18 protein-coding genes are annotated in these 15,080 nt (G+C 57.8%); 10 read left to right on the top strand and 8 right to left on the bottom strand.

Going from position 1 to position 15,080, the window contains the following annotated elements:
* Nucleotides 1-41: 41 nt before the first annotated feature.
* From RZ517_RS15325 to RZ517_RS15315, 3 genes are read left to right on the top strand one after another with little or no spacing between them, the layout of a single operon-like run.
* Nucleotides 42-311: a DUF6455 family protein gene (locus tag RZ517_RS15325; RefSeq protein WP_338549027.1), complete on the top strand. Its 270-nt coding sequence runs from the start codon at nucleotides 42-44 to the stop codon at nucleotides 309-311.
* The gene (locus RZ517_RS15320) at nucleotides 308-583 is read left to right on the top strand and encodes a DUF6455 family protein (RefSeq protein WP_338549026.1); all 276 of its coding nucleotides are present in this window, start codon (nucleotides 308-310) and stop codon (nucleotides 581-583) included. Before RZ517_RS15325 ends, RZ517_RS15320 begins: the two co-directional genes overlap by 4 nt.
* Complete coding sequence (locus tag RZ517_RS15315; RefSeq protein ID WP_338549025.1) at nucleotides 580-876, top strand: DUF6455 family protein; 297 nt, start codon at nucleotides 580-582, stop codon at nucleotides 874-876. The genes RZ517_RS15320 and RZ517_RS15315 overlap by 4 nt, the downstream gene beginning before the upstream one ends.
* 72 nt (nucleotides 877-948) lie before the next feature.
* Here the strand turns inward: RZ517_RS15315 and trhA are convergent, their stop codons facing one another.
* The 3 genes from trhA to rimO form a co-directional block, all read right to left on the bottom strand.
* Nucleotides 949-1,608, bottom strand: a complete 660-nt coding sequence (gene trhA, locus RZ517_RS15310) for a PAQR family membrane homeostasis protein TrhA (RefSeq protein ID WP_338549024.1) — start codon at nucleotides 1,606-1,608, stop codon at nucleotides 949-951.
* 155 nt (nucleotides 1,609-1,763) lie between these two features.
* A complete protein-coding gene (locus RZ517_RS15305; protein WP_338549023.1) occupies nucleotides 1,764-2,279 on the bottom strand; it encodes a hypothetical protein in 516 nt (171 codons plus the stop codon).
* A 190-nt stretch (nucleotides 2,280-2,469) separates the two neighbouring features.
* Nucleotides 2,470-3,861: a 30S ribosomal protein S12 methylthiotransferase RimO gene (gene rimO / locus RZ517_RS15300; protein WP_338549022.1), complete on the bottom strand. Its 1,392-nt coding sequence runs from the start codon at nucleotides 3,859-3,861 to the stop codon at nucleotides 2,470-2,472.
* A gap of 99 nt (nucleotides 3,862-3,960) precedes the next feature.
* Between rimO and RZ517_RS15295 the strand changes: the two genes are divergently transcribed.
* Nucleotides 3,961-5,922: an AsmA family protein gene (locus RZ517_RS15295; protein WP_338549021.1), complete on the top strand. Its 1,962-nt coding sequence runs from the start codon at nucleotides 3,961-3,963 to the stop codon at nucleotides 5,920-5,922.
* A 31-nt stretch (nucleotides 5,923-5,953) separates the two neighbouring features.
* Nucleotides 5,954-7,369: an FAD-binding oxidoreductase gene (locus RZ517_RS15290; RefSeq protein ID WP_338549020.1), complete on the top strand. Its 1,416-nt coding sequence runs from the start codon at nucleotides 5,954-5,956 to the stop codon at nucleotides 7,367-7,369.
* Between the two features lie 37 nt (nucleotides 7,370-7,406).
* On the opposite strand, the gene RZ517_RS15285 is transcribed toward RZ517_RS15290, so the two are convergent.
* Genes RZ517_RS15285 through RZ517_RS15270 form a run of 4 tightly spaced genes read right to left on the bottom strand, consistent with a single transcriptional unit; the run spans nucleotide 7,407 to nucleotide 9,853 of the window.
* Nucleotides 7,407-7,886: a DUF6505 family protein gene (locus tag RZ517_RS15285; protein WP_317057132.1), complete on the bottom strand. Its 480-nt coding sequence runs from the start codon at nucleotides 7,884-7,886 to the stop codon at nucleotides 7,407-7,409.
* Nucleotides 7,883-8,593 (bottom strand): biotin/lipoate--protein ligase family protein, encoded by a 711-nt coding sequence (locus tag RZ517_RS15280; RefSeq protein ID WP_317057133.1) that lies wholly within the window; start codon nucleotides 8,591-8,593, stop codon nucleotides 7,883-7,885. Before RZ517_RS15280 ends, RZ517_RS15285 begins: the two co-directional genes overlap by 4 nt.
* The gene (locus RZ517_RS15275; RefSeq protein WP_338549019.1) at nucleotides 8,590-9,657 is read right to left on the bottom strand and encodes an Mrp/NBP35 family ATP-binding protein; all 1,068 of its coding nucleotides are present in this window, start codon (nucleotides 9,655-9,657) and stop codon (nucleotides 8,590-8,592) included. Before RZ517_RS15275 ends, RZ517_RS15280 begins: the two co-directional genes overlap by 4 nt.
* A 1-nt stretch (nucleotide 9,658) precedes the next feature.
* The gene (locus RZ517_RS15270; protein ID WP_317057135.1) at nucleotides 9,659-9,853 is read right to left on the bottom strand and encodes a DUF6494 family protein; all 195 of its coding nucleotides are present in this window, start codon (nucleotides 9,851-9,853) and stop codon (nucleotides 9,659-9,661) included.
* 122 nt (nucleotides 9,854-9,975) lie between these two features.
* On the opposite strand from RZ517_RS15270, the gene RZ517_RS15265 reads away from it, so the two are divergent.
* Entirely contained in the window at nucleotides 9,976-10,677 is a 702-nt protein-coding gene (locus RZ517_RS15265) for a hypothetical protein (RefSeq protein WP_338549018.1), read from the top strand.
* Here the strand turns inward: RZ517_RS15265 and RZ517_RS15260 are convergent.
* Nucleotides 10,671-12,629: a 4Fe-4S binding protein gene (locus RZ517_RS15260; RefSeq protein WP_338549017.1), complete on the bottom strand. Its 1,959-nt coding sequence runs from the start codon at nucleotides 12,627-12,629 to the stop codon at nucleotides 10,671-10,673. The genes RZ517_RS15265 and RZ517_RS15260 overlap by 7 nt on opposite strands.
* Before the next feature lie 346 nt (nucleotides 12,630-12,975).
* Here RZ517_RS15260 and RZ517_RS15255 point away from each other — a divergent pair, with 346 nt between their 5' ends.
* From RZ517_RS15255 to RZ517_RS15240, 4 genes are read left to right on the top strand one after another with little or no spacing between them, the layout of a single operon-like run.
* Entirely contained in the window at nucleotides 12,976-13,545 is a 570-nt protein-coding gene (locus RZ517_RS15255) for a DUF3305 domain-containing protein (protein WP_317057137.1), read from the top strand.
* Nucleotides 13,542-14,180: a DUF3306 domain-containing protein gene (locus tag RZ517_RS15250; protein WP_338549016.1), complete on the top strand. Its 639-nt coding sequence runs from the start codon at nucleotides 13,542-13,544 to the stop codon at nucleotides 14,178-14,180. The genes RZ517_RS15255 and RZ517_RS15250 overlap by 4 nt, the downstream gene beginning before the upstream one ends.
* Nucleotides 14,177-14,809: a TorD/DmsD family molecular chaperone gene (locus tag RZ517_RS15245; RefSeq protein ID WP_338549015.1), complete on the top strand. Its 633-nt coding sequence runs from the start codon at nucleotides 14,177-14,179 to the stop codon at nucleotides 14,807-14,809. The genes RZ517_RS15250 and RZ517_RS15245 overlap by 4 nt, the downstream gene beginning before the upstream one ends.
* A gap of 49 nt (nucleotides 14,810-14,858) precedes the next feature.
* Nucleotides 14,859-15,050 carry a ubiquinol-cytochrome c reductase iron-sulfur subunit N-terminal domain-containing protein gene (locus RZ517_RS15240; protein ID WP_338549014.1) on the top strand — a complete coding sequence of 64 codons (192 nt, stop codon included), beginning with the start codon at nucleotides 14,859-14,861 and terminating at the stop codon, nucleotides 15,048-15,050.
* The last annotated feature ends 30 nt before the right edge of the window (nucleotides 15,051-15,080 follow it).

Genomic DNA, 15,080 nt, shown 5'->3' with positions numbered 1-15,080 from the left:
GCATCATCAACCTGGTGCAACAGGTTTTTGAAAGGTCAAACATGACCGACACAATAACAATCAAACATCACGCAGATCTTGTGGACCGTATGGCCGATACGCTGGGCGTGGATTTGGAAGAAAAGATTCTGGAAGGTTTGCTTGACCCCTGTACGCTTTCAGATGCTGTCCTGCGTTGCACAGGATGTAGCGATACCGAAGGGTGTGAGCTTTGGCTGAACGCGAACCGTGGTGTTGGAGCGTCGGCTGCGCCGATCATGTGCCGCAATGCGACGATGTTTGAGTTTCTGAGCAAGGGCAAGCCGGTATGAAACACGACGTGATCGGCTCCGAGCAAGACCACACTATGTTGTTGCAAACCATGGGAAAAGTCGTCGAAGTGGATTTTGCAGCCGTCTTTGACGCTGAGGCGCTTGATCTTGAAGAGTGGTCCGGCATGGTCACCTCCTGTCGTGGATGTGAGTGGGTGTCCGGCTGTCGCAAGTGGTTGCGGGCCGCAAAGCGTGGCGATGAATGCCCAATGCAGTGCCGCAATCGCGCGACATTGGCGGGGCTGTCCGCAAAGCAAGGAGCAGTGGCATGACCGTTCACAACAGATCGCTTGGCGATGCGGATCGGCACTTTTGGATCAACCGGTCTTTGGCCCGCAGTCTTGATGTCAATTTATCAGAAGCGATGCTGGAGAAAGATCTTACAGCAAAAGAGTATGCAACGCTTGTCACACGGTGTCGCGCGTGCCAGCATGTCGATGAATGTGTGGCGTGGCTGGCAGGTTGCAGCACGGGAAGTGATCGCGCCCCGGATTTTTGTCCAAATGCCGAGACATTCAATCGACTTGCACAGTCAAAAGCGTTGCGAAAGAAATTCCTGCGTTAATGCGTTTGCGTAGAGCCTGCTACAGTGTTGCTTGGCAGGGTTTTCAGATTTGCGAAATCTCCTTGCCAAAGCTCAAACCGGACCAGCCATAGCGCCGGAAATTCCCAGAAAACAACAGGTTGTTGCGATCAACACAAAGGCGTGCCAGATCGCGTTGGCGTAGCGCAGGTTTTCCCAGCAGTAGAACACCACAGCCGAGGTGTAGATGATACCCCCGGCGATAATCAGATTCAGGCTCAACTCCGGCAAAGCGCGGCTGAGAGGTATGATCAAGGCCAGCCCAAGCCAACCTAACGCCACCTGCGGCACCCACTCTGTGGTCATTTCACCCGGTGCCGCGCGCAGTTTGTTGACTGCCCCCTTGAGCGCCAAAAGCCAGATGAGCGCCAGTATGCTATACGCAAAGATGTCGCCAAGCAGAACGCCCAGCGGCGTCAAGGTTCCCGCGATTTTGAGGTAGATGGCCGCATGATCCAGTCGTCGCAGCCAGGGCCGGGCGGGCGTATGGGCCGCCATGTGATAAGCCGCCGAGGCACCGAGCATGAAAACCAATGCGACACAATAGATGGTCATGGCAATGACCATGCCGAAACTCAACCGGTCCAGGCCATAGAAAAACACCAAAACCACGCCGGCCAGGGCGGCAGTGACACCAATCACATGTACGATGCCATCAGCAATGCGTTCAGCGCGCGTGTAGTCCGGATAAGACATCTGGCGAACCTCCGTCATAGAACTAAGCCGTCCTTCCCGGCTTCAGCATGGCAAAGAAATGTCGCAAATTTGTTGAGCCTTTCTCGCTTGTTGGATTGAGTTTAACACAATATTTTAACCATTTAGCAACGCGCAGGCCGGAGGGACTGGGCCTGCGCGTTGCTGGTTTGCTATCAGCGGGCGTTCTGAAGGCGCTCCAGAAAGGCGATTGTTGCAGCAGCAATGATGGCGTAGAGAACGTGACCCACCAGCGCGACCCATGTGATTTGAGTGAAGTTCAGGAAGGGCGCGTTGCCTGCGAATGTGGCAATGCCGCCAATGGCAAACACCCAAAGTCCGATGCCATACGCGACCGAGGCGGGCAGCCAGTGCAAGCTGGGCATCACGCGCGCCAACACCGGGCGCGCCACGAAGAGCCAGCCGATTGGATAGGCCAGTGTGCCGACCAAGAAGAGGTGCATCAGGTGGCCGTAAGCTGCGCCGTTCGGAAGGTCGAGCGCGCCGAGAAATCCGCGTGCCAGGCCTACGGGTGCCAAAGAGGCAAAACCAAGGATCGGTGAAATGGCGCGGCCAAAGATGTCAAAAGCCAGAGTGCCAGCGGCCCCGCCGAGCAGGATCAGCATGAGAGTGTTGACGGAGATGGAAGGCAGGGCCCATCCGCGGGATGTGGGTGTTGTAATGTCGGTCATTGTCCGTTTCCTATGTATACCGCGGTGTGCGGATTGTTGTGTCTGGCCATGACCTCGGAGTTCCGGGCATCACTTTCAACCGTTGGAAACATGACTGCACGCAGCGGTGTGAATCATTACAAAACCGAAACATGCAATGACGGTTTGGTGTTGTTCTGAAATGTATTGAAAAAACGTGGGTGATGACACGTCAGCGGATCAACCGGCCCCAAAGATCGTAATCGCCAGCCTCGTCCACCTCGACGGTGACAATGTCACCGACCGACAGGCTCTCGGTATTTTCATCTATGAAGAGACAGCCATCGATTTCAGGCGCATCGGCCTTCGTCCGGCAGGTGGCAATGCCATCTTCGTCAATGTCGTCGACGATGACCTCTTGCTGCGTTCCAACCTTTGCGGTCAGCTTATCCACAGAAATAGCCTGAGCCGTTTGCATAAATCGCTCCCAGCGGTCTTGCATGACCTCTTCGGGCACATGATCTGGCAAGTCGTTGGCGCGCGCGCCTTCAACGTTTTCATATTGAAAACACCCGACGCGATCGAGCTGTGCTTCTTGCAGCCAATCGAGAAGAGTCTGGAATTCTTCCTCGGTTTCTCCAGGATATCCCACGATAAAGGTCGAGCGGATGGTGATGTCGGGACAAATGGTGCGCCAGGCGGTGATTTCGTCTAGGGTTTTGGTGCCGGCGGCAGGACGCGCCATGCGTTTCAATGTGTCAGGATGGGCGTGTTGAAACGGAATGTCGAGATAGGGCAGGAGGCCATTGTCAGGGTCGGCCATGAGCGGGATCAACTCGCGCACATGTGGGTAGGGATAGACATAGTGCAGGCGGATCCATGCACCGAGTTTGCCGAGCTCTCTGGACAGATCGACGATGTGACTGCGCAGTTCGACATCGTTCCAGCTGTTCACGTCATACTTTCGGTCCAACCCGTAAGCACTTGTATCTTGGGAGATTACCAAAAGTTCGCGTACCCCGTTTTCGACCAACGCCGTGGCTTCGCGCAGGACGGCGTGGCCGGGCCGAGAGGCCAGTTTGCCCCGCATGTCGGGGATGATGCAGAACTTGCATTTGTGGTTACACCCCTCGGAAATCTTGAGGTACGAATAGTGCCGCGGTGTCAGTTTGACACCGGTTTCGGGCAGCAGGTCCACAAACGGGTTGGGTTTTGGTGGAACGGCCTGGTGCACGGCATCCAGAACCTGTTCGTATTGGTGCGGACCGGTCACAGCCAGAACGCTGGGATGCGCGCCGGTGATGTAGTCTTCTTCGGCGCCCAAACAGCCTGTTACGATCACCCTACCATTTTCGCGCAGTGCCTCGCCGATGGCATCCAGGCTTTCGGCCTTGGCGGAATCGAGGAACCCGCAGGTGTTCACGATCACGGCGTCCGCACCGGTATAGTCGGGTGAAATGCCATAACCTTCAGCGCGGAGCCGAGTCAGGATGCGTTCGCTGTCCACCAACGCTTTTGGACACCCCAGCGAGACCATGCCGATCACAGGCTGGTCGCCGCGTTGCTCAGGCTTGATGCGCGGCTGCGCCAGATCCGGTCTTAGGTTGGGCGGGTTCGGTGACATGATCCGCGATATAGCGGCACGCCAATGTGATCAAAAGCCGAAAAACTGTTGTTGCGGGATTGTGTGGTTCTTAAGTTAAGATCAATCAAGGAGAGCAGTATGCGTTGGATTGTCCGTCTTTTGGGGCTTTTGATTGTCGTGGCCTTGCTTGCAGTGGTGTCGGTTTTTCTGCTTCCGGGTGACCGGATTGCCAAGATCGCCGCTGACCAGATTAGCAACATGACCGGGCGGCAGGTCACAATGACCGGTGACACGACCGTCAGTTTCTATCCAGTTTTGGGGATTAGCACAGGTGCTGTGACCGTGGCCAACGCGGATTGGGCTGGGGATACGCCCATGTTTCAGGCCGAGAGCTTGAAGATCGGTGTGGAGCCGCAGGCGCTCTTTGGCGGAGATATTCGCATTACCGGGCTCGAGGCGATTGGCCCACAGATCAACTTGCGACGCGACAAAAACGGCCGGGTGAACTGGGAATTGGGTGTCGAGGGTGTGGCGCCATCGGGGCAATCGGATGATGGTGCGCCTGCGCGGTCATCACGGCTTGCCCTCACCCTGGACAGGGCCTTGATTCAAAATGCGTCTTTCAGCTTTGTTGATGAATTGAACGGCACCACGACGCAGCAATCCGGTGTGGATTTTGACCTGCGCTGGCCGGACTATGAGGGTGCCGCGGAGTTTGAACTTGGACTTCAGCCAGCGGGCGAACGCGTCAGCGTTACGGGTAAGCTTGAAAGTGTGGGGCACTTTATCTCGGGGGGTGTATCGGATGTTGTCGCGACTGTAAGCACATCGGCGGGAACGGCGAATTTTACAGGGAAAGCAGGGTCCACGCCCGAGTTTGCCGGAACCTTTTCGGCAGATGCGAAAGACACCTCGGCCTTGATGGTGGCATTGGGCCTTGGCCCGATGGAGATTCCGCGCGGGCTTGGACGTGCGGCCAAGCTTGATACGTCTATCACGTTTACGAATGAGCGACGCTTGTCGTTGCGAGACACGCGGTTGCAATTGGACGGAAACGCGTTCACCGGGGCGGCGGATGTCGATATGTCTGGCGCAAAACCGCGGCTGAATGTTCAACTGAACGCTGGTGCGCTGGACTTGACCGGGTTGAGCAGCGCGAACAATGAAAGCTCTGGAAGCGGCTCATCAGCAAGCTCTGATGCCTCCAGCGTATGGTCCAAATCACCCATCAACGCCTCAGGTCTGGGCGCTGTGGATGGTGAATTTGCCCTTGTGGCGGACAGCATTGATCTAGGCGACTTCAAGCTCGGAAAGACGCGGACACTGGCGTCGCTCGATCGGTCACGCCTGGTGTTTCAACTGCGTGAAGTGCAGGCCTATGCTGGGCTAATCACCGGCGAATTTGTCATGAACAATCGTTCGGGTCTGTCGGTGGGCGGTACGATGACAGCCAATGGTATCGATCTTGAGCGTTTCCTCACGGATGCGATGGACGTTTCAAGACTGTCAGGCAATGCCAATGGTAATGTGTCGTTTCTCGGCTCTGGAGCATCTGTGCATGCAATCATGAATTCGCTTTCCGGCGATGGTGCGGTGAGCATGGCGCGCGGGGTGATTTCGGGCTTTGATTTGGACCGGATCATGCGTGGCGGGCAGCCCGGTGGCGGAACCACTGTGTTTGATACCATGTCGGCAACTTTCCGAATGGAAAACGGGAACATGTTTAACAATGATCTGAGCATGCGCTTGCCGCAGGCGTCGGCGAGCGGTGAGGGTCGTGTTGGATTGGGTGCGCGCGATATTGACTACACTTTCACACCGATCTTACTCGACAGCGGAGATGGCCGTGGGCTGGCAATCCCTGTGCGACTGCGTGGACCCTGGTCAAATATCCGTATCCAGCCTGATCTGGAGAAGGCCATCGATTTGAACCTTGCCGCAGAGAAGAAAGAGCTGGAAGAGAAAGCCAAGCAAGAGTTGGAACGCACGCTTGAGAAAGAGCTCGGTCTCGACCGCGAAGACGGCCAGTCGCTTGAGGATGCCGCAGAAGATGCGCTCAAGAAAGAGCTGGGTCGCGGGTTGCGCAACCTCTTTGATTGACCTTGAAGGTCGTGCGATTTAGGCCCTTTGCATGACCTTGAACCCTGTGACACCTGAGTTTGTATCGCAGCTGCGCGCGCAGCTGCCAGGCCCATGTTTTGGTGAAGTCACGCCGGGCTATCTGGAAGAGCCGCGAGGCCGATGGCGGGGACAGGCGGGACTTTTGCTGCGACCCGGGACTACGGAAGAGGCGGCGACGGTCGTGCGAATGGCGCATGAGGCGCGCGTTCCAGTGGTGCCCTATGGTGGCGGCACGGGGCTTGTCGGTGGACAGATTGCGACGGAAGGTCCGGCCCCGGTTTTGCTCAGCCTGGAACGGATGCGTGCGGTCCGTGGGATCTGGCCAGAAGAAAACGTCATGGTCGCAGAGGCGGGGGCGATCCTGTCGGACATTCGTGATGCCGCGTCTGGGGTGGATCGGCTGTTCCCGCTCACTATTGCGGCCAAAGGCAGCGCGCAAATCGGCGGCAATCTTGCGACAAACGCCGGTGGCTTGAATGTTCTGCGCTATGGCAATGCGCGTGATCTGTGTCTTGGTATTGAGGCGATTTTGCCCAATGGTGAGATTTTTCATGGGCTTAAACGGCTGCGCAAGGACAACAGCGGCTATGATCTGCGTAACCTCTTGATCGGTTCTGAAGGCAGCCTTGGGCTGATCACGGCGGCGGCGCTGAAGCTTTTTCCAAAACCTTCCTCCGAGGGCACAGCGCTCATGGTGGTGCCAAGCCCAGAGGCAGCTCTGTCTCTTTTGGCGCTGGCGCGGGATCATTTGGGTGAGGGCATTTCAGCCTTTGAATTGATGCATCGCACTGGGCTGGAGTTTCTGAATGAGACGATGCCGGATGTGCGTTTGCCGTTTGCTGATTTGCCCGACTGGTTTGTGCTGATCGACATTGGGCTGGCGCGTGGGCTTGACCCGGCGGGGGCGCTGGAGGCGCTGTTTGCAGAGGCGTTGGACAAGGGATTGGCCTCTGACGGGCTGATTGCGCAGTCAGATGCCCAGCGACAGGCATTTTGGGCAGTGCGAGAGAGCATTCCAGAGGCAAACCGGCGGATTGGGTCCGTCAGCAGTCATGATATCTCAGTGCCCCTGAGCGTGGTTTCAGATTTCATAGCACGTGGCAATGAGGCCATTGCGGCGCTGGGGCCCTACCGAGTGAATTGCTTTGGCCATTTGGGCGATGGAAATTTGCATTACAATGTTTTCGCTCCGATGGGCGAGATGCGGGGCGCCTATGTGGCGCAACGTGATGCGGTCAAGCGCACGGTGCATGATCTGGTGCATCAGATGGGCGGATCGGTGTCTGCAGAGCATGGCGTTGGGCGGCTCAAGGTCGAGGACTTGGAGCGCTACGGGGATCCGGCCAAGCTATCGGCGATGCGGGCCATCAAAGCGGCGCTGGACCCGCGAGGGATCATGAATCCGGGCGTTATTCTACGGGGCTGACCGCGCGTTTGGGTATTTCTGACAAGAAAGAAGCAGCTTATTCGTCCAGCGAGCCGTGGATCGCAAATTGTTCGAGACCGGCTTCCTGAGCGTCGATGACGCGGTAGGTTTCGCGCACCCCGGCGTCGGTGAGTTCACGGGCTACGGTCAGCAGGGTGTTGGCGTCGTGATCGTCGCAGAGGTCGACCATTTGCGCGATTTCGTTGGCGGCGACAGGGCGGGCCGCGTCAAGGTCTGGCGCGCCGTATATGTCGACAAAATGCTGTGCCAGCGCATCTGTGAGGGTTGCGCGTTCTGCCTCTTCGACCTGGGTGACAGCGACGAATGTCACACGCCCGAAGGTCTCCAGGCCGAGCCAACCGTTGGAAAAGGCCTGACGCTGTTTGCCGGTCAGGTCCGCCTCGGCCCAGTTGGAAAACTCAAAACCGCCAGAGATGCACCATTCACCGGTGCGCGCCGGAGAGTGGTAGACGCGAGTGTCGCTTTCATCGAAATGGATGGCGCGGGCGAGTTTCATGATTGGGACTCCAGAACTGAGCTGAGCGGGACAAGGTCTGTGGTTTCGCCAGAGCGCAGGAGCATCCCGAAATTTTCATCTACGCCGAGGAACGTGCCGGTCTGGCCGTTGATCTCGACCTCTTCGCCCATGGCGTGCGCAAGGCCACGCCATTCGGCGTGCAAGGGGCGCGATCCTTCGTCTTCCCAGCGGTTGATCCAGACCAGTGTATGTCTGGCCCAGCTTTCCAGAAGCTGGGTGGGGTCCACATCTGCGCAGCCTTCCTCGTAGAGCGCGGTCTGGTCAGGGTCGTCACCGGGGACCGCGCTGAGAAGAACCAATGGGAGTTCGAACCCCACCACGAGCCAGCCGGGCATCTCTTTGGGGTCATCAGAGCCAGCCATGGCGCGCATACGACCACAGGACGCCCCGTTGACGCGCAAGCCGCCTGCCCATTCCAGATGCACCGCCACTTCGGGTGGCGCCAGTGCGCCGAGCGCATTTTGGAAGCCGACACCGCAGGTAGGCAGCATGGCCATTGCCTCTTCCAGCGGCACTTCGGGGGCCATGACCAAAGCGCCGGCCAGGCGGTTGACCCCGACGCTGTAGACAATGGTGCCCGCGTCACAGCCAAGCGCGGCCATTGCACAGGCCTTCTCAAACGGGTCGATCCCGGCATCCACCGCGTGCCCTTGCATTAAGGGCGGGAATGCAGGTGCTTCACTCATGCCACGCCAATCTCAATCAGCTTGCGTGCGACATCGCGGAAGGCTTGCGACTGCGCGGCCTGAGGTTTGGAGACCACGATGGGTGCGCCGCCATCGGCGGCCGTACGGATGTCTATGTGCAGCGGCACTTCAGCCAGCAGAGGCACGCCCATCTTTTCCGCCTCGGCCTTAACGCCGCCATGGCCGAAAACGTGTTCTTCGTGGCCGCAGTTGGAGCAGATATGGGTTGACATGTTCTCGATCATTCCAAGTATGGGAACGTGTAATTGATTAAACATATCAATGCCTTTTCGTGCATCCAGAAGAGCGACATCCTGAGGCGTTGAGACGATGATGGCGCCATCCACATGCGCCTTTTGCGCGAGCGTCATTTGCACATCACCGGTGCCGGGGGGCAGATCTACGAGCAAGCAATCAAGCGCACCCCATTGCACCTGCATCAGCATTTGCTGCAGCGCGCCCATGAGCATGGGACCACGCCAAACGACAGCCTGATCTTCGTTGGTCATCAGGCCCAATGACATCATCGTCACACCGTGATTGCGCATGGGTAGAATGGTTTTGCCATCGGGGCTTGCCGGGCGGCCAGACACGCCCAGCATCCGCGGTTGGGACGGACCATAGACATCGGCATCCAGAAGGCCCACGCGGCGCCCTTCGGCGGCGAGCGCGCAAGCGATGTTGGCCGAAACAGTGGATTTGCCGACGCCACCTTTGCCCGAGGCAATGGCGACGATGTGATTGACACCCGGCACTTGCTGGGGACCCTGAGGTTCTGCTTTGCGCTGTGGTTTGAGATCGGGCGGTGGTGACTTGGCGGAGTGCGCTGTCAAGACAGCCGACACAACCGCGTTGGGATCAAGCGCCTTGATGGCGGCCTCCGCATCGGCCTGTGCGGGTTGATAGAGTTCCGCCTTGGCCGGGTCGATTTCCATCACGAAGCGCACAGTTGCGCCCTCGACGTTCAAACCGCGTGTCACACCCGCCGCGACGATGTCATCGCCACTCACCGGGTCCTTGATCGTCTTGAGCGCGTCCAGCACGCTCTCTCGTGTCAATGCCACTTTATTCGCCGCCCTTGATCGTTCCGGTTACCACATGTTCCACATCCAGACCTTCGATGGTCAGAACGACCTTGGCCTTGTACTCCTTGCCTGCGGTATCGCCTGCATCGCGGATCCCGTTCTCAATCGCCTGTTGTGAAGTCACGCCGACCTGCTTGAGAAACTTGCGCATCGACATGTTGAAATCTTCGTTCATTTTCTTCTTCCTCTTCAAGGTCGTTGACGCAGCGGCTTGAGTTTTCTTAACCTCTCGCCATGCGACAGGTGTGTTTATCCTTTTGCGCGGGCCTTGTCGCCCTGTTCTTTGGTCTCGCTCCGATGACGGCTTTGGCCGAAGGGGAGGTCAGGCTGAGCGCGCCTCAATCCCTTGTTGACAGCGGTTTGCTCAAATATGTGCTGCCGCGCTTCTCGCTCAAGACGGGTGTGCGATTGGCTATTGTGGGCGAAGGCGAAGCGGCTGATTTGATCCTTGCGCCAGATGCAGAAGGTCCGCGGGTGTTTACCGGGCCAAAAGCCACATGGCGCTTGCGTGTGGCGAATTCCGACCATGCAGGTGCGCAACGATTTGCTGATTGGCTGCGCTCTCAGGTTGGCCAGCGCACCGTGACCAGTTTCCAGGTGGACGGGGTCGCGCCCTATTCTTTGCCCAGCGAAGGTGAGGTCGAGGTGGCGGCGGTGAGTTTTGATGGAGACGCCGTCAAAGGTGAGGATCTCTCGATTACACATTGCGGACGGTGTCACGCGGTCAATGAAGCCACGCGGATCAACACCATTGGCTCGACACCGAGTTTCTTCGCCCTGCGTGCGATGAAGGACTGGGATACTCGATTTCAGTCGTTTTACGTACTCAATCCGCACCCGTCCTTCACGCAGGTTGCCGAGGTGACGCCGCCGTTCCCGACCAACCGGCCCTCGCCGATTGTGCCGGTCGAGATCACCTTGGATGATCTCGAAGCGATCCTGGCCTATGTTCAGATTGTCCCGCCAGCCGATCTTGGCGCGCCTGTTGAGCATCAGTGATCCCTGCGCTTTGAAAAATAGTCATCCGTTGTACGGACTGCCGGGCGCTCGCCGCCCGAGAAGGGATTGTCCTTGGAATGAAACTGCGCTTTCACGCGGCAGTCATCGCACATCTGGATCATGCGTGCGGCGGAGTCTGAGCCGAACATGGAATGTTTGCCTGCCAGCTTCTCTGTGATCTTCTCGATGGTTGATTTCACGCCGAAGGGCACGCCGCATTCGACGCACTCGAAAGGCTCTTCTTCGTTGAGGACAACCTGTGTGAGTGCCGCATCGGTGAGGTTGAGACGTGGCTCGTAGGTGATGGCGGTCTCCGGGCAAACGTTGGAACACAGCCCGCATTGCAGACATGCATCTTCCTGAAACCTCAGCTCGGGTTTGTCCGGGTTTTCGACCAACGCGCCAGAGGGGCAGAGCGAGACGCAGCTTAGGCAGAGCGTGCAGGCGTCTGTGTCCACCAGAACGGCACCATAGGGCGCATCTTCTGGCAGCGGGAGAACCTTCTGATCACCGTGTAGCGCTTTGGCGGCAAGGCGCGCCACCTGACGGCGGCTGCCCATGGGCAGGATGGGCTCTTCGACCGGTGCATGTTTTGCAGCGAAGTCATAGAGCAATTCGCACAGCATGTCGGGATCGGCCACGTCAAACACGTTGATGCGGTCTTCGCCACCGATCGCACGCGCCAGGGGCACTTCGCGATCCAACGCGTCACGTTCTGTCGTGGGTGACAGAAGGAGTGAGACTTCAGCAAAGCCTGAGGCCAGAGCCGCTAGCATTTCGGCATGGCCAAATCCGCTGAGTGCAGTGACGTCGAGCGGGATCACATCAGCGGGCAGGCCGTTGCCATAACGCGCAGCCATGGCAATCATCTGACGGCCGTGATCCTGATCATGCACGAGAAGGCGGGGTGCTTCTCCGCCTGTGGACAGGAACGTACTGGCCAGTGTTTGAATACGGCGGAACATGGTGCTTGGGCTGGGCGCGTCATAGGTGATTGCGCCGGACGGGCAGAGAGCCGCACACGCTCCACATCCAGCACAGATCATCGGGTCGATGGCGACATGGTCTCCGTCGGGTGTGATGGCTCCGGTGGGGCAAACATTCAGACAGTTGCTGCATCCAATCTTTTCGGCACGGGAATGGGCGCAGATGAGGGGTTCGAGCGCGACGTAAAGTGGCTTTTCGAAGGTGCCAACCAGCTGTGACGCTTCCAAAACAGCGTCGGCGACGGCCGTCAGGCTACCAGGATCGGCGCGCAGATATCCTTCGCGTTTTTGTGGAGCAGGGAACAACGGTGTGTTGCCTGAAAGGTCCAAGAGGATGTCACATTCGCTGCGCGCGCCGTCTTTGGGCTCGGTCCATGTGAGTGCACCACGACCTGCGGGGTTGACCTGTTGCAGGGCATCGATACGCAACTCAAAGGCGCCTAAAGCACCATGTGCCGTTTTGAGCTGTCCTTTGATGAGGTCAAAGCCGCGGTCATCGCTCGGGTCAGCATCGTCTGTCAGCAGCACCGTGACGCTGAGGGCATCTTGCAGCTTCCGAGCGGCCTCTAGCGCGACATCTGATGCTCCGATGATCAGGCACATGCCTTCTGAGACAACATCAACAGATTTCTCTGCGGGAATGGAAAGGGCCGCCTCGGCCAAAAGCGCGGCCATTTTGGGCAGTTTGCTGCGCGGGTCATCGGACCAGCCCGCCCGGTCCCGGAGGTCGGTGAGCGGGGGGGCATCAACTTCAACCTCGGCGGCAAGCTCTTCAAAAAGGCGTTGTTCCTGTTGGCAGCATAGAATTGCATCGCCGGTTGCAATGGCTTTGGCGGCCTCTTCCATTTGGGTGGTGCAAAGGCCAGAAAACGTGCGGCTGCAGCTCAGGCCTGTGGCCTCTGACAGGGCGTCACTGTCAATGTCTTGTGTTCCGGAACAATTGCATAAAATCAGTCTTTTAGACATGTTTGACTGGCGCTCCCCCCGCCGGTGGTTTGCCGCGATGATTGTGTGCGCATTCCACGCCGTTCGACGCCGTTGATGAAGGCCATATTGAGCCTGATCTCTGGCATGGAAACGCGTTTCGAGCTTTTTACCGGGCGTGTGATTCTTTGTCGCATCACCGTCATCTTTCAAGGTCTGCTGAACAACCCCAGCGGAATTCGGACATTCTGTCCATCAGCGGAGGGGGTAGCGCCCCTGACTACCCAAATTGTCCAATCGATTGAAATGTCCACCATTGCGTGCAGTTTTTTCTTTGAGGTGCTCCGGTTTTCTCACAAGCTGAAAGTACGGGAGGACTTCACATCACATGATCCACAATCCGGACATGTACGCGACCATGCCGCTGGGTGTTGTTATGAGACGCACGCCCGGTGTGACGCGTTGGGCAGCCTGGGCATGGAAAGCCGTGGCAGTTTTGCCCGGAGCCGGTTCAGCGTCTTGGAAAGTGCTGCGCACGGAAGATAACGCGACCGAGTACCACGCCGCTACACTGACTTTGGAATTGCATGGCGCCGAAACCGAAGCCTATCTGCATGGTCTTTCGACACGTGAACCTTCCGTTTACGTGATCTTTCGGGAAAGTTCAGACCATGATTGTCCGCTGGAGGCTGTTCTGGTCACAGCCTCGCCTTATGAAGCGCAGGACTATGCCGATAACGGCGAGGACATTGTTGAGAAGGTTCCAATGCCCGAAGGTTTGGTGGCATGGGTTCGCGATTTTGCGATGACCTACCACAAGGAAGAAGAATTCAAGAAACGCCGCCGCGACAAGCTGAAGGTTGATCGCAAGGAAGATGGCATTGGGGACCCACGTATCAAGCAAGCTGCTGATATCTATCGGTCTCCCGGGCTTATCCGAAAGGAGCGTTTGCAATGAACACGCGCTCTGATTTCTGGTCACGCCGTAGGGCGAAGGTGACTGAGGAAGCCTTGGCTGAAGCCGAAGAGATTGAAGCGGCGAAGCTGGCAGAAGAACACTCAGCACTTGAAGAAAGGACAGACGATGAGGTGCTGGAAGAGCTCGGCTTGCCAGACCCCGATACGATGCGCAAAGGTGATGATTTCAGCGCTTTTATGTCCAAGGCGGTGCCAGACCGTATTCGCCGCCGTGCCCTACGCAAGCTGTGGTTATCTAATCCGGCGCTAGCCAATTTGGATGGCCTGCTTGATTATGGCGAGGATTTTACCGACAGCGCCAAGGTGATCGAAAACCTGCAAACCGCGTATCAAGTGGGCAAGGGCATGCTGGCGCATGTCGAAGAGTTGGCCCGTCAGGCAGAGGCAAAAGAGCATGACGCGGAAGAACCTGATGCTGTGGTAGCTGATAGCGAAACGTCAGAGGACGAAGAGCCCGTCGGAGACGCAGAGCCGGTCGCAGCCACTGAAATCCCTGAGCAAGCCCCCATGCCTCAGACATTTGAAGAAAAAGAACCAGACGAGATGGCCTATGCGCCAGCGCCGCGTCGGAGGATGCATTTTTCCTTTGAGGATCACGCCGGAGGCGCCACATGACCAAGCAAGAGGCACTGATGGAGACACGCGAGCCCAATCACGCGATTGCTGAAGAGGACCGTCTGCGTGCTGACCTCTACGATTTTCTTGCAGTCCTTCTCGCCGCACCGCCATCAGATGCGTTGTTGGCCAAAACCGCGAGCTTGTCCGGGGATGCCGAAACCGACCTTGGCACAGCTGTGGCGGCACTGTCGCGGATTGCCAAGCACTCCAAGGCTCCGGCGGTTGAGCGCGAGTTCAACGCGCTTTTCATCGGTCTGGGGCGTGGGGAGCTACTGCCCTATGCGAGCTACTATCTGACTGGGTTCCTCAATGAGAAGCCTCTGGCAGCCCTGCGGCGCGATATGGCCGCGCGGGGAATGACCCGAGCGCCCAATGTGTATGAACCTGAAGATAATATCGCGTCGCTCATGGAAATGATGGCAAGTCTGATCACAGGACGTTTTGGAAAACCTGCGTCTGTTGCCGAGCAAAAGACGTTTTTCAACAAACATATCGGCCCCTGGGCCGGTCACTTTTTCACAGATTTGGAAGCTGCGAAGAACTCGGTTCTCTATGCTTCGGTCGGCGCTGTCGGCCGGGTGTTTATGGAGATCGAGACCGAAGGTTTCCGGATGAGCGCGGAGTGATCCGCATTAACCGGCAGGGCAACCTGTCATCAAGGAGAGGAGGACTCTCATGACGAAGAAGACCGAGGATGGCAGCAGCCGCCGCGATTTTCTGAAAATGGCCGCCGCAGGCGCGCCCGCAGTCGCGGTCGCAACAGCCGTGTCCACAGGGACGGCAGAAGCCGCCGAGCCTGACCTGTCATCGGACAAGATGCAGGACACCGCGCACACGCGCGCATATCTCGATTCCGCCCGGTTTTAGAACTGGACGAAATCACCCGACCCGCCGGCA

This window comes from Roseovarius sp. S88, from assembly GCF_037023735.1.
Taxonomy (GTDB): Bacteria; Pseudomonadota; Alphaproteobacteria; order Rhodobacterales; family Rhodobacteraceae; genus Roseovarius; species Roseovarius phycicola.
Note: the sequence above shows the minus strand (reverse complement) of the source record. Positions and strands in the feature narration are given on the sequence as shown.

Excerpts from the sequence above, each read along its gene's own strand:
- RZ517_RS15325 (WP_338549027.1), top strand. The coding sequence starts at position 42 with ATGACCGACACAATAACAATCAAACATCACGCAGATCTTGTGGACCGT.
- RZ517_RS15320 (WP_338549026.1), top strand. The coding sequence starts at position 308 with ATGAAACACGACGTGATCGGCTCCGAGCAAGACCACACTATGTTGTTG.
- RZ517_RS15315 (WP_338549025.1), top strand. The coding sequence starts at position 580 with ATGACCGTTCACAACAGATCGCTTGGCGATGCGGATCGGCACTTTTGG.
- trhA (WP_338549024.1), bottom strand. The coding sequence starts at position 1,608 with ATGACGGAGGTTCGCCAGATGTCTTATCCGGACTACACGCGCGCTGAA.
- RZ517_RS15305 (WP_338549023.1), bottom strand. The coding sequence starts at position 2,279 with ATGACCGACATTACAACACCCACATCCCGCGGATGGGCCCTGCCTTCC.
- rimO (WP_338549022.1), bottom strand. The coding sequence starts at position 3,861 with ATGTCACCGAACCCGCCCAACCTAAGACCGGATCTGGCGCAGCCGCGC.
- RZ517_RS15295 (WP_338549021.1), top strand. The coding sequence starts at position 3,961 with ATGCGTTGGATTGTCCGTCTTTTGGGGCTTTTGATTGTCGTGGCCTTG.
- RZ517_RS15290 (WP_338549020.1), top strand. The coding sequence starts at position 5,954 with ATGACCTTGAACCCTGTGACACCTGAGTTTGTATCGCAGCTGCGCGCG.
- RZ517_RS15285 (WP_317057132.1), bottom strand. The coding sequence starts at position 7,886 with ATGAAACTCGCCCGCGCCATCCATTTCGATGAAAGCGACACTCGCGTC.
- RZ517_RS15280 (WP_317057133.1), bottom strand. The coding sequence starts at position 8,593 with ATGAGTGAAGCACCTGCATTCCCGCCCTTAATGCAAGGGCACGCGGTG.
- RZ517_RS15270 (WP_317057135.1), bottom strand. The coding sequence starts at position 9,853 with ATGAACGAAGATTTCAACATGTCGATGCGCAAGTTTCTCAAGCAGGTC.
- RZ517_RS15265 (WP_338549018.1), top strand. The coding sequence starts at position 9,976 with ATGACGGCTTTGGCCGAAGGGGAGGTCAGGCTGAGCGCGCCTCAATCC.
- RZ517_RS15260 (WP_338549017.1), bottom strand. The coding sequence starts at position 12,629 with ATGTCTAAAAGACTGATTTTATGCAATTGTTCCGGAACACAAGACATT.
- RZ517_RS15255 (WP_317057137.1), top strand. The coding sequence starts at position 12,976 with ATGATCCACAATCCGGACATGTACGCGACCATGCCGCTGGGTGTTGTT.
- RZ517_RS15250 (WP_338549016.1), top strand. The coding sequence starts at position 13,542 with ATGAACACGCGCTCTGATTTCTGGTCACGCCGTAGGGCGAAGGTGACT.
- RZ517_RS15245 (WP_338549015.1), top strand. The coding sequence starts at position 14,177 with ATGACCAAGCAAGAGGCACTGATGGAGACACGCGAGCCCAATCACGCG.
- RZ517_RS15240 (WP_338549014.1), top strand. The coding sequence starts at position 14,859 with ATGACGAAGAAGACCGAGGATGGCAGCAGCCGCCGCGATTTTCTGAAA.